Genomic DNA, 19,054 nt, shown 5'->3' with positions numbered 1-19,054 from the left:
TGCGTTCCGCCGCGCGACGCGTTTGAATAATGCATTACGAAAGAGCGCCCGGTCCGAGAGCCGAGGTGCCCGGCGACCGCGCGAGGCGGCGCCCCCATGGGAGGAACGGTCGATGTCGAAGCGCTTCAGCGCCACGAACGGCGTGCTCGGCCTGCTCTGTCTGATGTACTTCATCACGTATCTGGACCGGGTGAACATCGCCACGGCCGGTGCGGAGATCATGCGCGATTTCGGCATGTCGAAGACCGATTTCGGTCTGATCCTGTCGGCCTTCGCGTACCCCTACGCGATCTTCCAGGTGATCGGCGGCTCGGTCGGCGACAAGTTCGGCGCCCGACGCACGCTGCTCGCCTGCGGGGTGATCTGGGCCTCGGCGACCATCCTGACCGGCATGGTCGGCGGCCTCGTCAGCCTGTTCATGGCCCGGGTGCTGCTCGGCTTCGGCGAGGGCGCGACCTTCCCGACCGCCACCCGCGCCATGCAGAACTGGACGGCGCCCGGCCGGCGCGGTTTCGCGCAGGGCATCACCCACGCCTTCGCGCGGCTCGGCAACGCGGTGGCGCCGCCGATCGTGGCCTTCCTGATCTACCATTTCGGCTGGCGGACGAGCTTCGTCATCCTCGGCGCGGTGAGCTTCGTCTGGGTCGCGATCTGGTGGCTGTACTTCCGCGACGACCCGTCCGAGCATCCGGCGATCACCGAGGCCGAGCTCGCGACGCTGCCGCCGCCCCGCCAGGTCGGCGCGAAGCAGAGCGTGCCGTGGGGTGCCCTGACGCGCCGGATGCTGCCGGTCACCGTCACGTATTTCTGCTACGGCTGGACGCTGTGGCTCTTCCTCGGCTGGCTGCCGAGCTTCTTCAAGGAGAACTACAGCCTCGACCTGAAGAACTCGGCCCTGTTCGCCTCGGGCGTGTTCTTCGCCGGCGTCGTCGGCGACACGGTCGGCGGCCTGCTCAGCGACTCGATCCTGCACCGCACCGGCAAGGTGAAGCTCGCGCGCCTGTCGGTGATCGTGATCGGCTTCCTCGGGGCGGCGGCGAGCCTCGCGGGCGTGTTCATGACCCGGGACCTGACCCTCGTGGCGCTGCTCCTGTCCTCGGGCTTCTTCTTCGCCGAGTTGGTGATCGGCCCGATCTGGTCGGTGCCGATGGACATCGCGCCGAAATACGCCGGCACCGCCAGCGGGCTGATGAACACCGGCTCGGCGGTGGCGGCGATCGTCTCGCCGATCGTCTTCGGCGTCATCGTCGACGTGACCGGGAGCTGGACGCTGCCCTTCGTCGGCTCGATCGGCCTGTGCCTGCTCGGCGCCGCGCTGGCCTTCACGATGCACCCCGAGCGGGAGTTCGTGGATCCCGTCATGCCGCCGGTCGGCCCCGCGGCCACCGTCCCGGCCGGGGAGTAGCGCGCGATGGCGGAGACGATGAAGCGGTCGGGTCCCCTCGCCGGGATGCGGGTGATCGAGCTCGCCCATATCATGGCCGGGCCGGTCTGCGGGCTGATGCTCGCCGACATGGGTGCGGAGGTGATCAAGGTCGAAAAGAGGGAGGGCGACGACACCCGTCGCACCGTCCCGCCCGCCCTCGAGGGCGAGAGCGCGGCCTACATGATGATGAACCGCGGCAAGCGCGGACTCAGCCTCGACCTGAAGGATCCGGACGGCGTCGCGGTCCTGCGGCGCCTGCTCAAGGGCGCGGACGCCCTGATCGAGAACTACCGCGGCGGCACGATGGAGCGCCTCGGGATCGGGTACGAGACCCTCAAGGTCGAGTTCCCGGAGCTGGTCTACTGCTCGCTCTCCGGCTTCGGCCGCACCGGTCCCTACGCCGACCGGGCCGGGTTCGACCTCGTGGCGCAGGGTATGAGCGGCCTCATGTCGGTGACCGGGGAGGGGCCCGGGCGTCCGCCGATGAAGTGCGGGCCGCCGGTCACCGACATCACCGCCGGCATCCTGGCCGCCATGGGCATCCTCGCCGCCTACGCGAACCGGCTCCGCACGGGCCGGGGCCAGGCGGTCGACACGTCGCTGTTCGAGGCCGGCATCACCCACACCTACTGGCAGTCGGCCATCGCCATGGCGACCGGGATCGCGCCCGGGCCGATGGGCTCGGCCCATCCGCTGAACGCTCCCTACGAGGCCTTCGAGACCGCCGACGGCTGGATCACGATCGGCGCGGCCAACCAGACCAACTGGCTGCGCCTGCTGAAGGCCATCGGCGCCGACGACCTCGCCGAGGACCCGCGCTTCGCGCTCAACCGCGACCGGATGGCCAACCGGCACGCGCTCGCCGCGACCCTCGCGCCGATCTTCCGGGCCCACGGCTCGGCCGAGTGGCTCGCCCGGCTGGAAGCCGGCGGCGTCCCGGCCGGCCCGGTCCTCGACGTGAACGCGATGCACCGGGACCCGCAGACCCTCGCCCGCGAGATGGTGGTCGAGGTCGATCACCCGCGGGTCGGCCGCATGAAGACGCTCGGCCTGCCGGTGAAGTTCTCCGAGACGCCGGGACGCGTGCACGGGCCGGCCCCGTTGCTCGGCGAGCATTCCCGCGCGATCCTGGCGGAGGCCGGCTACGCGCCGGCCGAGATCGACGCGCTGATCGCGCGGGGCGTGGTCCGCGAGACCGCGGCCTGACGCCGCCACCCGGAGACCCGCGCATGACCGCCAAGCCCGCGACCGACGAGTTGCTGTTCACCATTGACGAGGCCGGCATCGCCCGCATCGTCCTGAACCGACCGCAGGCGCGCAACGCGCTGACCTTCGCGATGTATCAGGGCCTGATCACCTGCTGCGAGGCGATCGCCGCGAACCCGGCGGTCAAGGCGCTGATCATCACCGGCGCGGGCGACAAGGCCTTCGCGGCCGGGACCGACATCGCCCAGTTCCGCGACTTCAGCACCGCCGAGGACGCGCTGGGCTACGAGCGCTTCATGGACAAGGTGCTGGGCTCCCTGGAGCGGCTGCGGGTGCCGACCATCGCGGCGATCGCCGGCGCCTGCACGGGCGGCGGCGCGGCCATCGCGGCGGCCTGCGACCTGCGCATCGCCACGCGCGACGCCCGCTTCGGCTTCCCGATCGCCCGCACCCTCGGCAACTGCCTGAGCCAGGGCAACCTCAAGCGGCTCTCCGGCCTGATCGGCCCGGCGCGTGTCAAGGATATCATCTTCACCGCCCGCCTCGTCGGCGCCGAGGAGGCGCTCGCCATCGGCCTCGTGGGCGAGGTGGTCGACGATCGGATCGCGCTCACGGAGCGGGTCGATACGCTGGCCCAGCTCTTGGCCAACCACGCGCCGCTGACCATGCAGGCGACCAAGGAGGGGCTGCGGCGGCTCGCCGAGGAGGAGGCCGGCGCCGAGGGCGCGCCGCATCCCGGCGATGACCTGATCCTCATGTGCTACATGAGCCAGGATTTCCGCGAGGGCATGGAGGCGTTCCTCGGCAAGCGCCCGCCCAACTGGACCGGGCGCTAGGGCCGCACCGGAGGGTGTTGCGACGGTCCGGAGAGAAGGCGTCTTCGGTGTCGAGACAGAGGCGCCATGCCCCCTTTCCCAGGCGGGAGAGGGTTGGGGTGAGGGACGAGAACGTTCAGGATCAAGCGCGCGATCCTCCGTCGACGGCGCGCCACGTCCGGAGAGACCTGATCCCTCACCCTGTCCCTCTCCCGCACGGGAGCGGGGACCCGCGCCTCGTGCGGAGCGGGAACGGCGCTGACCGCGCCGCTCAGCCCGGCAGCGCGCAGACATCGACCCAGGCGGCGCCGGTCAGCTCGGCCATCCGCGCCGGCGCGATCCGCACCGAGCTGTGGGTGCTGCCGGCCGCCGGCACCACCTCGTCGAACGCCCGCAGCGAGACGTCGCAGTAGACCGGCAGCGGCGTCGACAGGCCGAAGGGGCAGACGCCGCCCACCGGATGGCCGGTGAGCGCCTCGACCTCGCCGAGGTCGAGCATCCGCACCTTGCCGCCGAAGGCGGCCTTGGCCTTCCGGTTGTCGAGCCGCGCGTCGCCGCGCGTCACCACCAGGGCGACCTGATCGCCGACCCGGATCGAGAGCGTCTTGGCGATCTGGGCCGGGGCGACGCCGTGGCCCTCCGCCGCCTCGGCAACGGTCGCGGTGCTGGTCTCCAGCACGATGACCGCGATGTCGGGCGCCTTCTCGGCGAAGAAGGCGCGCACGGAGGCGAGGCTCATGGTTCGGTCCGAAGCTCGGGATCGGGGCGGGGCGGCGCGCGCGCTGCCATAGGCGGCTCCGGTCGCGCCGGCCAGCGCGCCGACGCGGGCCGACGCTGCGCGGGACGCGGCGCTCGCGCGACCGCGTCCCCACGCGCGACAGGCCCCTCTCCGGGCGGAGAGGGGCCTGCCTCGCACGGGCCGGGTGGATCGAGCTACCGCGTCGTCGTGAGCAGCAGGTCCGGCAGCCACATCGCGATGCCCGGCACGAGGCACAGGATCAGGATCGCCACCGCCATCAGGATCACGAAGGGCAGGGTGCCCCAGATGATGTCCGAGAGCGGGATGTCCGGAGCGATGTTCTTGATGACGAAGATGTTGAGGCCCACCGGCGGGTGGATCAGGCCCATCTCCATGGTGATGGTCATCACGACGCCGAACCAGACGAGGTCGAACCCGGCGGCCTTGAGCGGCGGCAGGATGATCGGCGCCGTCATCAGGATGATCGAGACCGGCGGCAGGAAGAAGCCGAGCGCGATCACCAGCGCCAGGATGGTCACCAGCAGCACCCACGGCGAGAGCTGCATCGCGACGATCGCGGCGGCGGCCGACTGCGAGATGTGCAGGTAGCTCATCACGTAAGCGTAGAGCAGCGACATGCCGATGATGAGCATCAGCATGGTCGATTCCCGCAGCGTCGCCGTCAGGATCGGCGTGACGTCGCGGAACCGCCAGACGCCGTAGATCGCGGCGATCAGCGCCAGGGCCATCAACCCGCCGAGGCCCGCGGTCTCGGACGGCGTGGCGTAGCCGCCGTAGAGCGCCACCATCACGCCGGTGAGCAGGACCACGAAGGGCAGGACCCGCGGCAGCGTCGAGAAGCGCTGCGCCATGCTGTACTGCTCGTCCGCCAGGATCGGCGAGGCCGGCCCGCCGCGCTCCAGGGCCACCTTCGCGGCGGCGTATTCCGAGCGGAAGCGCACCATCGACCACGCGGCGAACAGGCCCACGAGCAGGAGTCCCGGCCCGATGCCCGCGAGGAACAGCCGCCCGAGCGACTGCTCGGCCGCCACCGCGTACAGGATCATGGTGATCGAGGGCGGCAGCAGGATGCCGAGCGTGCCGCCCGCCGCGATGATCCCGGCCGCGAAGCCCGGCGAGTAGCCGCGCTTGCGCATCTCCGGGATGCCGGCCGAGCCGATCGCCGAGCAGGTGGCCGGGCTGGAGCCCGCCATGGCGGCGAAGAGCGCGCAGGCGAAGACGTTGGCGATGCCCAGGCCGCCCGGGATGCGGTGCATCCAGGCGTGCATGGCCGTGTAGAGATCCTGGCCCGCCTTGGACCGCCCGATGGCCGCGCCCTTCAGGATGAAGAGCGGGATCGACAGCAGGGTGATGGAGGCCATTTCCTCGTAGACGTTCTGCGCCACCGTATCGAGGGAGGCCCCGGGCATGAACGCCACCATGAAGGCGAGCGCCACGAAGCCCAGCGCGAAGGCGATGGGGATGCCCGAGAGCATCGCCCCGAGGGTCGCGCCCGCGTACAGGAAGCCGATCGCGGCCGTGCTCATCGTTCAACCTTCGCGGAAACGGTCTGACCCATCGGGTCCGGTCCCCGGGGCGCGACCTCGGCCGCCCCGTGCATGTCGCGATTCACGTCGGCCCCGAGCCCGATCTTGGGCTGCGCCCAGCCGGCGGCCCGCGGCCCGTAGGCGAGGGCTTCGGCGATCTGCAGGACGAACTGGAGGCACAGCAGGCTCATGCCGACGGACATGAGCGTGTAGGGGATCCAGAGGGGCGGTCCCCAGGTCGACTGCGAGACCTGACCGTCGACCCAGGCCTCGTGATCGAGCGACCAGCTCTTCCACGCGAAGAACAGGCAGAAGGCGAGGCTGACGACGTCGGCCAGCAGGAGCCGGACCCGGTTCGCCGCCGGCGGGAGGAGGCCGGTCAGGGCCTCGATCGCCACGTGCCCGCGCTTGGCCTGCACGCCGGCCGCCGACAGGAAGGTGGCCCCGATGATGAGGTACACCGCCATCTCGTCCTGCCACTCCGTCGGCTCCTTCAGGAGGTAGCGGACGACGACGCTGTGGGTCAGGACGAGGCAGGCGGCCACCAGGCAGAGGCCGCCGACGGCCAGGATCACCTTGTTCAGGAGGCGCATGCCCCGATCGAAGGCGCCGAGGAGGCCCGGAAGGCGCGGTTCCTCGGCTCCGCGCGCCTCCGGAGCGGCCGTGGCCGCGTCGAAGCCGTGGCTCACGCGACCTGCTCCGCGAGCTTCAGCAGTTCCGCGCAGTTCGCGTTCTTGGCGGCGTAGTCCTTCCAGGCCGTGCTGCGGGCGAGATCCCGCCACTGGCCGAGGGACTTCTCGTCGACCTGGACGACCTTGGCGCCGGCCTTGGCGAAGATCTCCTCGACGCGGGTGTCGTCCTCCTTCGCGCCGGCCTGGCCGAAGGCCTCGAGCTCCGTGCCGACCGCCATGATCAGGTCCTGCTGCTCCTTCGGCAGGCCCGAGAACACGATCTTGGACATCATGATCGGCTCGAGCATGAACCAGTAGGAGCGCTCGCGCCCCGAGGTCAGCGCCTTGGACAGCTCCTCCAGGCGGAAGGAGATCAGGCTGGTGGAGGAGGTGATCACCGCGTCGCAGGCGCCGGTCTGCATCGCCGCGTAGGACTCGTTCGACGGGATCGAGAGGGTGGCCGCGCCGGCCTCCTTCATCATCATGTCCATCTCGCGCGAGCCGCCGCGGACCTTCATCCCCTTGGCATCGGCCGGCGCCACGAGGGCGCGCTCCCGGCTCGCGACGCCGCCGGCCTGCCAGACCCAGGAGACCAGGATGATGCCCTTCGCGTCCAGGATCTCGGTGAGCTTGCGGCCGACCGGGGCCGCCTTCCATGCCACGGCCTGCGCGTAGGACGTCACGAGGGCGGGCATCAGGCCGATATTGAGTTCCGGAATCTCGCCGCCCGCGTAGGGGCTCGGGTAGAGCGACATGTCGAGCGCGCCCTTGCGCATGGCGCCGAACTGGGCGTTCGTCTTCATCAGCGAGGAGCCCGGGTAGACCTGGACGTCCAGGGCGCCCTTCGAGCGCTCGCCGACCATCTTGGCGAACTTCCGGCACATGCGGTCGCGGAAATCGCCCTCGTCGATCGTGCCGCCGGGGAACTGGTGGGACAGCTTCAGCGTCGTGGCCGCCTGCGCGCTGTTCAAGCCGAACCGCAGGATGGCCGGTGCCGCGAGCGTGGCCGCGATCAGCGATCGACGAGTTGGCGTCATGGAGCTCTCCCGCACCGCAAACAACGCGGCGTAATTTTGTGCGCTGCAATAGTGCGGCGCCTCGTTGTATGCATGGAAAACCGCCTTGTATATTTTGTCAATGCTCCAGCATAATGTCCGCGCGTGCCGAACATCCGCCGGCCTCAAGGGCGGGGCGGCGCGCGACCCGTTCATCGGGGGAGGGAACGGCGGCATGAGCCACGCGCAGCGGCTGCGGCAGCGAATCGAGGATGAGATCGTCTCCGGCGAGCTCGCCTTGGGATCGCGACTCGACGAGAACCAGCTCGCGGCCCGCTTCGGGGTCTCGCGCACGCCCATCCGGGAGGCGCTGCTGCAGCTCGCCGTCACCGGCCTCGTGCAGACGAAGCCCCGGCGGGGAGCGATCGTCAGCGCGCCCGAGCCGCACCTGCTGCTCGCCATGTTCGAGACGATGGCGGAGATCGAGGCGGCCTGCGGCCGTCTCGCGGCGCGCCGGCTCGTCCCCGAGGACGCCGCCGCGCTGCGCGCCGCGCTGGAAGGCTGCCGCGCCGCCCTGGCCACCGAGGACACCGAGGCCTACTACGCCGAGAACTACGTGTTCCACACGGTGGTGTACCGGGCGAGCCGGAACGCCTTCCTGGCGGAGCAGGCGCTGTCGCTCCATCGCCGCTTGGCCCCGTATCGCCGGCTGCAGCTGCGCGTGCGCCAGCGCCTGCCGCAATCGCTGGCCGAGCACGAGGCGATCGTCGCCGCGATCATCGCGGGCGACGAGGCCGGCGCCGCGGAGGCCCTCCGCGGCCACGTGATCGTCCAGGGCGACCGCTTCACCGATCTGGTGGCCGGACTGCGGGCGCCGAGCGCTGCCTGAGCGGCGGGGGGCGCGTCGCCCGCGATAAAATTGTGTCGGCGGCCTGTCCGAATCCGGGCCCGGCCCGGGGATCGTCCCTTCATCACGCCCGAACCCTGCCGGCAGGTCGGACTGCGTAGGTGTTCCGCCTGACTCGACCATAAGTTGCAGTCCCGGCATTGTCGATCCGGAGCCGGGGATCGATCATGCTGAAGGACGTCGTCAGGAGCGCGGGCCGTCGCGCGGGGGTGGATATCTTCCGGGCCAGCCGGGAAGCGTTCCGCTGGAGCCACACGGTCCACGATTACTACCCCGTCGTGCCGTCCGCGCGCTGGTCGCCGGGCCGGGCGCCGCACGGCCAGCTCAAGGCGGTGCTCGCCCGGTCGCACGCGGCCTACGACAGCTTCCTCACGGAACTCGAGGCGCGGGCGGACCTGCTGCACAGCGTCCCGCATGATGCGCCCGTGACCGGTGGGGCGACGCCCCACTGGAACAACACGTGGTTCACCGCCCTCGACGGCGCCGCGCTGATGACCATGCTGGCCTGGAAGCGCCCGTCTCGGTTCTTCGAGATCGGCTCGGGCTGCTCGACCTGCTTCGCGCGGCACGCGATCGACACCCTGAACCTTCCGACGCGGATCACCTCGATCGATCCGATGCCCCGCCGCGAGATCGACGCGCTCTGCAACTGGACCGTGCGCAGCCCGCTGGAATCCTGCGACCTGAAGATCTTCGAGGAACTGAAGGCGGGCGACATCCTCTTCTTCGACGGTTCGCACCGCTCCTTCGCGAATTCGGATGTGACGGTGTTCTTCTTCGAGGTGATGCCGCGCCTCGCACCCGGCGTGATCGTGCAGATCCACGACATCTTCATCCCGGACGACTACCCGTCCGCCTGGAACTGCCGATTGTACAACGAGCAGTACCTTCTGGCGGCGATGCTGCTGTGCGGCGCGCCGCCGTTCCGGGTGACCGTGCCGGTGATGTATATCTGCCAGGACCCGGCGATGAGCGCTCGGGTCAAGACGGTCTTCGCCGCCCGCGGCACCGGCCCCGACATCCCGTTCCTCTACGCGAACGATTCCCGCACGCCGGGCGCGTCGTTCTGGTTCGAGATGACCGGGACGCCCGGCTGATCGCGGGCGTGGTCTACCGTGGTCGAGGCGCTCAGGCGGTCTCGGCCGCACCGTAATTGGCGGCGATCACCGACTTCTTCCCGCGGATATGCTCGCGCATCAGGACGGCCAGCGCCGCGCCGTCCCGGGCGCGCAGCAGCGCGATCATGCGCTCGTGCTCGGAGACGGCGCGGGCCCACTGCTCGGGTGTCTGGTGGGCGGAGTAGCGCGAGCGCTGGATCCGGCCGGACAGGCTCTCGTAGATGTTGGCGAGGATCGTGTTGCGGCTCGCCGCCATGATCCCCTCGTGGATGCGCCGGTTGTGGCTGAAGTAACCGGCCTCGTCGCCCGATTTCCAGGCCTCGACCATCGCGTCGTGGTCGACCACCAGGGCGTCGATGTCGGCGTCGGTGATCGTGCGGCAGGCGAGGTCACCGGCCGTCGCCTCGAGGCCGGCGATCACCTCCATCATCTCCTCGAGTTCGCCGTCCGAGATGCTGGCGACGCGCGCCCCGCGATTCGGGAGCAGTTCGAGCAACCCCTCCGTCGCCAGGATCTTGATCGCCTCGCGGAGCGGCGTCCGCGAGATCCCGAAGCGCTCGGTCAGCTCGCTCTCGTTGATCCGCGCCTTCGGCTCCATCTCACCGGACCGGATCAGTTCGCGCATGCGCTCGGCGACCTCGTCGTGGAGGTAGCGGCGGCTGATGCCGATCCCGGGCTCGATTTTATTCATGGTCCCCCGACACACGTCAGGTCAGTGCGACCTGTGGTCTATGTGTAGGTGCCCGGCAATGGAGTGTCGAGGCACGAGGGCCCGATCCAGCACGCGGGCCACATGTTCCGCCTGGAGACCCAGCCCGTCGTGGATCTGGTGACGGCAGCTCGTCCCGTCGGCCACCACGAGGTCGTCGGGCCCTGCGGCGCGTAGCGCCGGGAACAGCGACAGCTCCGCCATGGCGAAGGACGTCTCGATCGATTCCGGCCGGTAGCCGAAGGCACCCGCCATCCCGCAGCAGCTCGACTCGATGACCCGCAGGTCGAGCCCCGGCACCGCCCGGAGCACCGTCTCGACCGAGCCCATGACGCCGAAGGATTTCTGATGGCAGTGGCCGTGCAGGTGCGCGACCCGGCCGCCCTGATCGGCGAACGGCAGCGCGATGCGTCCGGCCGTCAGGTCGGCGGCCAGAAGCTCCTCGAACAGGAACGACTGCTTGGCCAGCAGCGCGGCCTCTTCGCCGGGCAGGAGCGCCGCGAACTCGTCCCGGAAGGTGAGCAGGCAGGACGGCTCCAGGCCGACGACCCGTGCCCCCGCGCGCAGGAACGGCAGCAGCGCGTCGAGGGTGCGGCGCGCCTCCTGGCGCGCCCGGTCGGTCTGGCCGGCGGAGAGCCAGGTCCGGCCGCAGCAGAGGGGGCGCCGGCCGCGGGACGGGTAGACCCGGTGCAGCCGGTAGCCGGCCGCCTGAAGCACCCGCTCGGCCGCCTCGAGGTTCTCCCGCTCGAAGGCCCGGTTGAAGGTGTCGCCGAACAGGATCACATCGCGGAAATCGCCCGCGACGTCCTGCGCGTGGGCGGGCTCGCCCTGCTCGCTCCAGGGCCGGCGCCAGCGCGGCAGCGAGCGCTTGGCCGAGAGGCCGGCGACGCGCTCCGAGAGGGCGGCGAGGGCCGGGTACCGGTCCCGCAGGTTGAGGAGCGGCGCCAGCCGCGCGGCGGCCCCGGCGTAGAGCGGCATCGTCGCGATGAGGCGCTCCCGCAGGGGCAGCCCGTGGCGGGCGTGGTAATGGTGCAGGAACTCGATCTTCATCTTGGCCATGTCGACGCCGGTCGGGCACTCGCGGCGGCAGGCCTTGCAGGAGACGCAGAGATCGAGGGTGCGCTTCATCTCCGGGCTGGTGAAGGCGTCCTTGCCGAGTTGGCCCGAGATGGCGAGCCGCAGGGAATTGGCCCGGCCCCGGGTCAGGTGCTGCTCCTCCCGGGTTGCCCGGAAGGAGGGGCACATGGCGCCGCCGACGAGCTTCCGGCAGGTGCCGTTGTTGTTGCACATCTCGACGGCGGAGCCGAAGCCGCCCCAGTCCGACCAGTCGAGGGCGGTCTTCATCGGCGCCGAAACGGCGTAGTCCGGTTTGAAGCGGAACAGGCTGCGATCGTCGAACTTCGGCGCCCGCACGATCTTGCCGGGGTTGAGCCGGTTGTCCGGGTCGAACGTGTCCTTCACGGTCTCGAAGGCGCGGGTGAGCGTCGCGCCGAACAGCGGCTCGACGAATTCCGAGCGCGACAGGCCGTCGCCGTGCTCGCCGGAATACGAGCCCTTGTAGCGGCGCACCAGCTCGGAGGTCTCCTCCGCGATCGCCCGCATCCGCCGGACGTCACCGGCCTCCTTCATGTCGAGGATCGGGCGGACATGCAGGCAGCCGACAGAGGCGTGGGCATACCACGTGCCGCGGGTGCCGTTCTTGGTGAAGACCTCTGTCACCGCGTCGGTGTAGTCGGCGAGGTGCTCCAGCGGGACGGCGCAATCCTCGATGAACGAGACTGGCTTCGCGTCGCCCTTCATCGACATCATGATGTTGAGGCAGGCCTCGCGCACCTCCCAGACGGATTTCTGGCGCGCGGGCTCGACGACCTCCACGACGGCGTCTGGGAAGCCGTGATCGGCCATGCAGGCGTCGAGGCGCTTCAGGTCGCGCCGGAGCGACGCGAGGTCGTCGCCGGCGAACTCCGTCAGCAGAAGGCAGTTCGGCTTGCCCTTGGTGATGTCGGCGAGCGTCGTGCGGAACAGCGGGATATCGGCGCCGAGCACGAGGACGTTGTTGTCGACCAGCTCGACCGCCACCGGGTCCAAGCCGACGATGTGCCGCGTCGTCTGCATGGCCGCCCGGAAGGACGGGAAGTGGCACACGCCCATCACGCGGTGTGTCGGCAGGCGCGAGAGCTTCAGCGTCACCGCGGTGGTCGCGGCCAGCGTGCCCTCGGACCCGACGAGCAGGTGCGCGAGGTTCGGCTGGGCCTCGATCAGCGAATCGAGGTTGTAGCCGCCCACGCGGCGCTGAACCTTCGGGTAGTGCGCCTCGATCTCGGCGCGGTGGTCCTCGGCAAGGCCGCGCATCCGCGCGGCGAGCGCCGCGGCCCGATCCGACCCGTTCACGCCCGGATGCGCGTTTCCGGTCGGGCCGAAGCCGAAGGCCTCGCCGTCGTGGAGCAGCGCCTCGATCGCGAGGACGTTGTCGCTCATCTTCCCGTAGCGCAGGGAGCGGGCCCCGCAGGAATTGTTGCCCGCCATGCCGCCGATGGTGCAGCGGGTGGCCGTCGAGGGCTCGACCGGGAAGAACCAGCCGTCGGCCTTCACTCGGGTGTTCAGGCGCTCCAGCACCATGCCGGGCTCGACGGTGATCGTTCCGGCCTCCGCGTCGTAGGCCAGGACGCCGTTGAAGTACCGCGAGCAGTCGACGACGAGGCCGGACCCGATCGGCTGGCCGTTCTGCGAGGTGCCGCCGCCACGCAGGATTACCGGGGCGCCGTGCTCGGCGGCGATGCGCAGGGTCGCGGCGATGTCGGCGGCGGAGCGCGGCAGCACCACGCCGGCGGGCATGATCTGGTAGATCGACGCATCGGTGCTGTAGCGTCCGCGCGTGAAGGCGTCGAAGCGCGCCTCACCCTGGAGCTGCTCCGCCAGCCGGCGCGGCAAACCGGCCTCGAGGCGCGCCGCTGCACGCGGCGCCGGGGCATCCGCCCTCGCTTCCGTCACGATCGATCCCTCCCGAGATGGGACGCGCCCACCCGCGGGGAAATGTATTCAAAATTCACTGCGGCGCAAATCGGCCGCGGTGTCACGCTGGCAGCGGGCGGCCGGAGTCCTGTACTGCGCCGGGCCTCGCGGGCTGCCGCGAACCTCGCCCGGCGCGCGGGCCGTCGCAGCCCCGCGTCCGCCCGTCGGGCGGGTTCTGGTAACGGCCTCAGTGGTTGTCCCGCGGCACCCCGGAGGCCTGCGCGACCTTCTGGAACTTCACCGCGCCCTTCAGCACCATGCCCTGGTCGAGCTGGTCGACCTGATCGCGGTAGATCTCCTGCCAGGGCGTCTGCGTCGCCGGGTAGGGATATCCGCCGCGCGCCGCCAGATCCGAGCGCCGGCGCGCGATCTCCTCGGCCGGGAGCAGGATGTCGGCGCTCCGGCGGTTGAGATCGATGCGGATGCGGTCGCCGCTCTGCAGCAGGGCCAGCCCGCCGCCCACGGCCGCCTCGGGAGACGCGTTCAGGATGGCGGGCGTGCCGGAGGTGCCGGATTGCCGGCCGTCGCCGATGCAGGGCAGCGAGGTGACGCCGCGCCGGATCAGGGCGCCGGGCGGCTGCATATTCACCACCTCGGCGGCGCCGGGATAGCCGATCGGTCCGGCCCCGCGCATGATCAGGATGGTGTTCTCGTCGATGTCGAGCGCCGGGTCGTCGATCCGCGTGTGGTAGTCCTCGGGACCGTCGAACACGATCACCCGCCCCTCGAAGGCCATCGGATCGTTCGGATTGCGCAGGTAGCGGGCGGCAAATTCCTCCGAGATCACGCAGGTCTTCATGATCGCGGAATCGAACAGGCTCCCCTTGAGATTGAGGAAGCCGGCGCGCTCCATCAGCGGCTCGCCGTAGGCGCGGATCACGTCGCGGTTCCAGCTGTGCCGCCCGCGGTAGTTCTCGCCGACGGTCCGGCCGTTGCAGGTCAGGGCACCCTCGTGGACCTTCCCGGCCTCGATCAGCTCGGCGAAGACCGCCGGCAGGCCGCCCGCGCGGAAATACTCCTCGCCGAGCCAGCGGCCGGCGGGCTGCATGTCCACGAGCAGCGGGATCTCGAACCCGACCCGTTCCCAGTCGTCGCAGCTCAGCGGCACGCCGATATGCTTGGCGATGGCGTTGATGTGGATCGGCGCGTTGGTCGAACCGCCGATCGCGGCGTTGGCCACGATCGCGTTCTCGAAGGCTTCGCGGGTCAGGATGTCAGAGGGCTTGAGGTCTTCCCAGACCATCTCGACGATCCGCTGGCCGGTGGCGTAGGCCGCCTGGCCGCGCTCGCGGTAGGGCGCCGGGATCGCCGCCGAGCCGGGCAGCGCGAGGCCGAGCGCCTCGGCGAGGGCGTTCATCGTCGAGGCCGTGCCCATCGTGTTGCAGTGGCCCGTGGACGGTGCCGACGACCCGACGATGTCCATGAACTGCTGGAAGTCGATGTCGCCGGCGGCATGCCGCTCGCGCGTCTTCCAGACGATCGTGCCGGACCCGGTCAGCTCCTTCTGGAAGTAACCGTTGAGCATCGGCCCGACGTTCAGCGAGATCGCCGGGATGTTGACGGTGGCCGCCGCCATCAGACAGGCCGGCATGGTCTTGTCGCAGCCGGTCAGCAGCACGACGCCGTCGAGCGGGTAGCCGTACAGCACCTCCACCAGCGACAGGTAGGCGAGGTTCCGGTCGAGCGAGGCGGTCGGCCGCTTCCCGGTCTCCTGGATCGGGTGGCAGGGAAACTCGAAGGCGACGCCGCCGGCCGCCGTGATGCCGTCCCGCACCCGCTTGGCGAGCTCGACGTGATGGCGGTTGCAGGGCGAAAGGTCGGAACCCGTCTGGGCGATGCCGATCAGGGGCTTGCCCGACCGCAGCTCCTCCGGCGTCAGCCCGTAATTGAGGTAGCGCTCCAAGTAGAGGGCGGTCATGCCCGGGTTGTGCGGGTTGTCGAACCAGGCCTTCGAGCGCAGGTCGGCGGGCGTGATCCGGCGTTTGTCGCTCATGGTCGCTTCCTCGCATCCTGGGGCCGGCGCTGGCGGTCCGGCTCGTGTCTTCCGCTACCGCGGCGGGCGTCGCGGCCGCGGTCGCGGCGCCCTGAGCTCGATCTTGCAATACTCTGAGGATTGATCCGCCGCAGCATCTCCGGCGCTGGATTAATTTCAGGACAGCATCCGGGTGTCACCATCGATGGAAATGGCCTGCCCCGAGATCGTCCGGCCACGCGGCGAGCAGAGCAGCAGGATCTGGTCGGCGAGCTGCCGCGCCGTGACGTACTCCTTCACCGACACGAACGAGAACGCCCGCGCCTCCATGTCGGCGAAGCTCGTGCCCTGCTGCTGGGCCTTCGATTCGAGTACCCGGCGCTGGCGATCCCCGGCGACGAGACCCGGGAGGATCGCGTTCACCCGGATCCCCGCGCCGCCGAGCTCGATCGCCAGGGACTTGGTGAAGCCGATCACCCCCCACTTGGCGGCCGCGTAGGGGCTGCGCAGCGCGAAGCCGAACTTGCCCGCGGCCGAGGAGAGGTTGACGATCGAGGCGTTGGCGCTCTGGCGGAGGTGCGGCACCGCCAGCCGCGCGCAGTTGAACTGGCTGGTCAGGCAGACCGTGAGGCAGCGATCCCACTCCTCGGGGGCGATCTCCTCGACCCGGCCGGTCGGACCGGCGATCCCGGCATTGTTGACGAGCACGTCGAGGCCGCCGAGGAACTCGACCGCCTGGTCCATCATCGCGGCGACCGCGTCGCGGTCGGCGACGTCGGTCCGGCAACGCCCGACGGTGTCCGGCAGCGCGGCCAAGGCGTCTATGTCGATATCGCAGGCGAAGACGCGCGCGCCTTCGTCCAGGAAGGCGTCGACGATCTCGCGACCGATTCCGGCAGCGCCCGCCGTCACCAGGACCCGCAGGCCGGCAATCCCCAGATCCATGATCAATCCTCTCCCTGAACGTCCCGCAATCCGCCGCGGGTCAAGATGAACTCCGCGGCTTCCCGGATGTCGGCGGCGATCGCGGCCGCGGCTGCCGCGCCGTCCCGGATCTCGATGGCCGAAACGGCCTCGGCGTGCCGGCGCAGAGCGAAGCCCTGGAGGAGGCGCTCCGGGTGGGCGCGCAGATCCAGGTTGATCACCGGGCCCGCCTTCAACCAGAGCCGCGCGATGATCTCCTGCAGGGGTCCCAGTCCGCAGGCGCCGTAGATGGCGAAATGGAGGTCGCGGTTGAGCTGGACGGCGCGCGCCCTGTCGGGCTCCGCCGCCTCGGCCTCGGCCCGGAAGGCCGCCTCGGCGCTCCGTATCGCCGCGAGTTCGGCGGCCGTCCGCCGCTCGGCCGCCCGCGCCACCGCGATGCCCTCGACCGCGATGCGGGTCTCGACCAGGGCCCGGAACGCGGCCGCGCCCATGACCGGCACCCGGATCACGCGATTCGGCGCCACCTCCAGCACGCCGTCCGCCGCGAGCCGGCTCACCGCCTCGCGCACCGGCATGACCGAGACGCCGAGGGCCGCGGCGCTCTGCCGAAGGGACAACCGGTCGCCCGGCGCCAGCCGCCCCGAGGCGAGCAGGTCCGACAGGGCCTCGTAGACGGTGTCGGACAGGGTCCGCCGCTCGAGCTGGGGCAGGTCGGCCAGCGCCGAAGTGGAATTCATATGCCGACACTAGACGGATCCGACACTATCGCGCTAGTGATCTGTGATCACAGTTCGGGTGAGGGCCGTCAGAGCCCGCCACAACAACCCGGCTGGAGGACACGCACGGGAGCGGAACGATGACGGACCGGTACGGGGATTCCCTTTCTCGCCGCAGCCTCCTGCGCGCCGGCGGCGCGGCGCTCCTCGCGCCGGCCCTCGCGAGCCCGGCGCTCTCCCAGGGGCAGTCCGAGGTGATCCGGATCGGTCACCTCACGCCGCGGACCGGCTTCCTCGGGCCGCTCGGCGAGTTCGCCGTGCAGGCGGCCCAGCTCGCGGTGGAGGAGATCAACGCCGCCGGCGGCATCGCGGGCCGGAAGGTCGAGCTCCTGTCGGAGGACAGCGTCAACCCGCAGACCGCCTCGGCCAAGGCCGAGCGCATGGTCCAGCGCGACCGCGTGGCGTGCCTCGTCGGCGAGATCAACTCGGCCTCCGCGCTGGCGATCAGCCAGGTCGCCCAGCGCGAGAAGATCCTGTTCATCAACACCGGCGCCAACTCGGACGCGCTGCGCGGCTCCGACTGCAAGCGGTTCATGTTCCACGTCGAATCGCAGAACACCATGATGGTGCGGGCCTGCGGCCGAGCACTGCTCGACCGGGGCCTGATCAAGGGGCGCAAGGTCTACGCGCTCACCGCCGACTACGCCTTCGGCCACGATCTCCTGAAGCAGGCCAAGAAGTACTTCGCCGCCAACGACGCCACCCTCGTCGGCGAGGATCTGATCCCGACCGAGCTCACCGACTTCTCACCGTTCCTGCTCAAGCTCCGTCAGGCCAAGCCGGACCTCGTGATCTGCAACCTCGCGGGCGCGCAGATCACCAACTTCCTGAAACAGTACAGCGAGTTCGGCCTGCCGTTCCCGGTCGCCGGCTTCGGCTTCGACACGGCGCTGGCCTGGGGCGCCGGGCCGGGGAACTTCCTCGGCACCTGGCCGGTGATCTGGCACCACCAGATCGACTCGCCCTCGGCGAAGAAGTTCGTCGCCGCCTTCAAGGCCAAGTACAAGAAGCCGCCTGAGAACCAGGGCTGGGGCGACTACACGGCGATGAAGATCGTCGCGCAATCGATGAACGAGCTCAAATCGACCGAGTCGATCAAGGTCGTGGAGCACCTGGAATCGGGCGCGAAGTTCGACATCGCCAAGGTCCGCGAGGGCTATTTCCGCCCCTGGGACCACGAGCTGATGCAGGAGATGTTCGCGATCACCGCCCTGCCGGCGGACCAGGTCAAGAACCCCTACGACATCTTCACCTCGACCGGCCCGCTGCCCGGTCCCGGCGAGAGCCTGGAAGTGCTCGCCACGACCCGCGACGAGAACGCCTGCACCTTCCCGGCGTGAGGCGTCCATGCAGCTCGTCTTCATCCTGGAGCAGGTGCTCAACGGCCTGCTGATTGGCGTCCAATACCTGCTGATCGCGCTGGGCCTGTCGCTGATCTTCAGCCTCGGCGGGATCGTGAACCTTGCCCACGGCGCCTTCTACGCGATCGGCGCCTACATGACCGTGCTGCTGACGCCGACCATCGGCTTCGGCGGCGCCCTCATCGCCTCGCCGCTCGCGGTGGCGGTGCTCGGCCTCCTGATCGAGCGGTTCCTGCTCCGGCGCTTCTACCGCGGCGACCCGACGCTCGGCCTGCTCCTCACCTTCGGGCTCGCGATGGTGGCGGAGCAGGCGCTGCGCATGGCCTTCGGGGCGGCGCCGGTGCCGTTCGGGATCCCGAGCTGGCTGCGCGGACAGATCTTCATCGGCGACCTGATCTACTCGCGCTACCGGCTCTCGATCCTCGTCGTGGCCCTCGCCTGCGTCACCGGCCTGTGGCTGCTCCTGACCCGCACCAGCTTCGGGCGGGTGGTCCGGGCCGGCGTGCAGAACCCCGACATGGTCGCGGCGCTCGGCATCTCGCTCCGGCCCTACATGACCGCCGTGGTGACGATCGCGGTCGGGCTCGCGGCGCTCGCCGGGACCATGATGGCGCCGGTCACGGGCGTGCAGCCCGCCATGGGCGCCGAGATCCTGACCTTCGCCTTCGTGGTCGTGGTGATCGGCGGTCTCGGCTCCTTCTGGGGCGTGGTGCTCGCCGCGCTGATCGTCGGCGTGGTCCGGGGCCTCACCGCCTACGCCTACCCGCCGGCCACCGAGGCCGCCGTCTACGCCCTCATGGTGCTCGTCCTGCTGCTGCGCCCGCGCGGCCTGTTCGGCGAGCACATCGCCCGGTTCGAGTGAGCGGAGAGCGTCCC

The 19,054-nt window shown here is 70.3% G+C and carries 16 protein-coding genes; 7 read left to right on the top strand and 9 right to left on the bottom strand.

What is annotated here, in order from left to right; translation table 11 throughout:
• Positions 1–112: 112 nt before the first annotated feature.
• Genes C4T42_RS05460 through C4T42_RS05450 form a run of 3 tightly spaced genes read left to right on the top strand, consistent with a single transcriptional unit; the run spans position 113 to position 3,468 of the window.
• Positions 113–1,405 carry an MFS transporter gene (locus C4T42_RS05460; protein ID WP_103984801.1) on the top strand — a complete coding sequence of 431 codons (1,293 nt, stop codon included), beginning with the start codon at positions 113–115 and terminating at the stop codon, positions 1,403–1,405.
• Between the two features lie 6 nt (positions 1,406–1,411).
• Positions 1,412–2,632 carry a CoA transferase gene (locus C4T42_RS05455; protein ID WP_181049145.1) on the top strand — a complete coding sequence of 407 codons (1,221 nt, stop codon included), beginning with the start codon at positions 1,412–1,414 and terminating at the stop codon, positions 2,630–2,632.
• A 23-nt stretch (positions 2,633–2,655) separates the two neighbouring features.
• Positions 2,656–3,468, top strand: a complete 813-nt coding sequence (locus C4T42_RS05450) for an enoyl-CoA hydratase/isomerase family protein (RefSeq protein WP_103984800.1) — start codon at positions 2,656–2,658, stop codon at positions 3,466–3,468.
• Between the two features lie 250 nt (positions 3,469–3,718).
• On the opposite strand, the gene C4T42_RS05445 is transcribed toward C4T42_RS05450, so the two are convergent.
• The 4 genes from C4T42_RS05445 to dctP form a co-directional block, all read right to left on the bottom strand.
• A complete protein-coding gene (locus C4T42_RS05445) occupies positions 3,719–4,186 on the bottom strand; it encodes a YbaK/EbsC family protein (protein ID WP_103984799.1) in 468 nt (155 codons plus the stop codon).
• A 194-nt stretch (positions 4,187–4,380) separates the two neighbouring features.
• Positions 4,381–5,733: a TRAP transporter large permease gene (locus C4T42_RS05440; protein WP_020091896.1), complete on the bottom strand. Its 1,353-nt coding sequence runs from the start codon at positions 5,731–5,733 to the stop codon at positions 4,381–4,383.
• On the bottom strand, positions 5,730–6,422 hold the full coding sequence (locus C4T42_RS05435) for a TRAP transporter small permease (RefSeq protein WP_103984798.1): 693 nt from the start codon (positions 6,420–6,422) through the stop codon (positions 5,730–5,732). The genes C4T42_RS05440 and C4T42_RS05435 overlap by 4 nt, the downstream gene beginning before the upstream one ends.
• Positions 6,419–7,441 carry a TRAP transporter substrate-binding protein DctP gene (gene dctP, locus C4T42_RS05430; protein WP_020091898.1) on the bottom strand — a complete coding sequence of 341 codons (1,023 nt, stop codon included), beginning with the start codon at positions 7,439–7,441 and terminating at the stop codon, positions 6,419–6,421. Before dctP ends, C4T42_RS05435 begins: the two co-directional genes overlap by 4 nt.
• A 193-nt stretch (positions 7,442–7,634) precedes the next feature.
• On the opposite strand from dctP, the gene C4T42_RS05425 reads away from it, so the two are divergent.
• Together C4T42_RS05425 and C4T42_RS05420 are read left to right on the top strand one after the other, a co-directional pair.
• Positions 7,635–8,288 carry a GntR family transcriptional regulator gene (locus C4T42_RS05425; protein ID WP_020091899.1) on the top strand — a complete coding sequence of 218 codons (654 nt, stop codon included), beginning with the start codon at positions 7,635–7,637 and terminating at the stop codon, positions 8,286–8,288.
• Positions 8,289–8,473: 185 nt separating this feature from the next.
• The gene (locus C4T42_RS05420) at positions 8,474–9,403 is read left to right on the top strand and encodes a class I SAM-dependent methyltransferase (RefSeq protein ID WP_020091900.1); all 930 of its coding nucleotides are present in this window, start codon (positions 8,474–8,476) and stop codon (positions 9,401–9,403) included.
• A gap of 31 nt (positions 9,404–9,434) precedes the next feature.
• On the opposite strand, the gene C4T42_RS05415 is transcribed toward C4T42_RS05420, so the two are convergent.
• The 5 genes from C4T42_RS05415 to C4T42_RS05395 form a co-directional block, all read right to left on the bottom strand.
• Positions 9,435–10,115 (bottom strand): GntR family transcriptional regulator, encoded by a 681-nt coding sequence (locus C4T42_RS05415; RefSeq protein ID WP_020091901.1) that lies wholly within the window; start codon positions 10,113–10,115, stop codon positions 9,435–9,437.
• A gap of 21 nt (positions 10,116–10,136) precedes the next feature.
• Positions 10,137–13,124, bottom strand: a complete 2,988-nt coding sequence (locus C4T42_RS05410; RefSeq protein ID WP_026604747.1) for an FAD-binding and (Fe-S)-binding domain-containing protein — start codon at positions 13,122–13,124, stop codon at positions 10,137–10,139.
• A gap of 208 nt (positions 13,125–13,332) precedes the next feature.
• Positions 13,333–15,138: an IlvD/Edd family dehydratase gene (locus C4T42_RS05405; protein WP_020091903.1), complete on the bottom strand. Its 1,806-nt coding sequence runs from the start codon at positions 15,136–15,138 to the stop codon at positions 13,333–13,335.
• Positions 15,139–15,294: 156 nt separating this feature from the next.
• Positions 15,295–16,062, bottom strand: coding sequence for an SDR family oxidoreductase (locus C4T42_RS05400; RefSeq protein ID WP_103984797.1), 768 nt, complete (start codon positions 16,060–16,062; stop codon positions 15,295–15,297).
• Positions 16,063–16,064: 2 nt separating this feature from the next.
• A complete protein-coding gene (locus tag C4T42_RS05395) occupies positions 16,065–16,778 on the bottom strand; it encodes a GntR family transcriptional regulator (RefSeq protein WP_020091905.1) in 714 nt (237 codons plus the stop codon).
• Between the two features lie 119 nt (positions 16,779–16,897).
• On the opposite strand from C4T42_RS05395, the gene C4T42_RS05390 reads away from it, so the two are divergent.
• Positions 16,898–18,157: an ABC transporter substrate-binding protein gene (locus C4T42_RS05390; protein WP_020091906.1), complete on the top strand. Its 1,260-nt coding sequence runs from the start codon at positions 16,898–16,900 to the stop codon at positions 18,155–18,157.
• 7 nt (positions 18,158–18,164) lie between these two features.
• Entirely contained in the window at positions 18,165–19,040 is an 876-nt protein-coding gene (locus C4T42_RS05385; protein WP_020091907.1) for a branched-chain amino acid ABC transporter permease, read from the top strand.
• The last annotated feature ends 14 nt before the right edge of the window (positions 19,041–19,054 follow it).

Source organism: Methylobacterium sp. 190mf, assembly GCF_900107945.1.
Lineage (GTDB): Bacteria > Pseudomonadota > Alphaproteobacteria > Rhizobiales > Beijerinckiaceae > Methylobacterium.
Note: the sequence above shows the minus strand (reverse complement) of the source record. Positions and strands in the feature narration are given on the sequence as shown.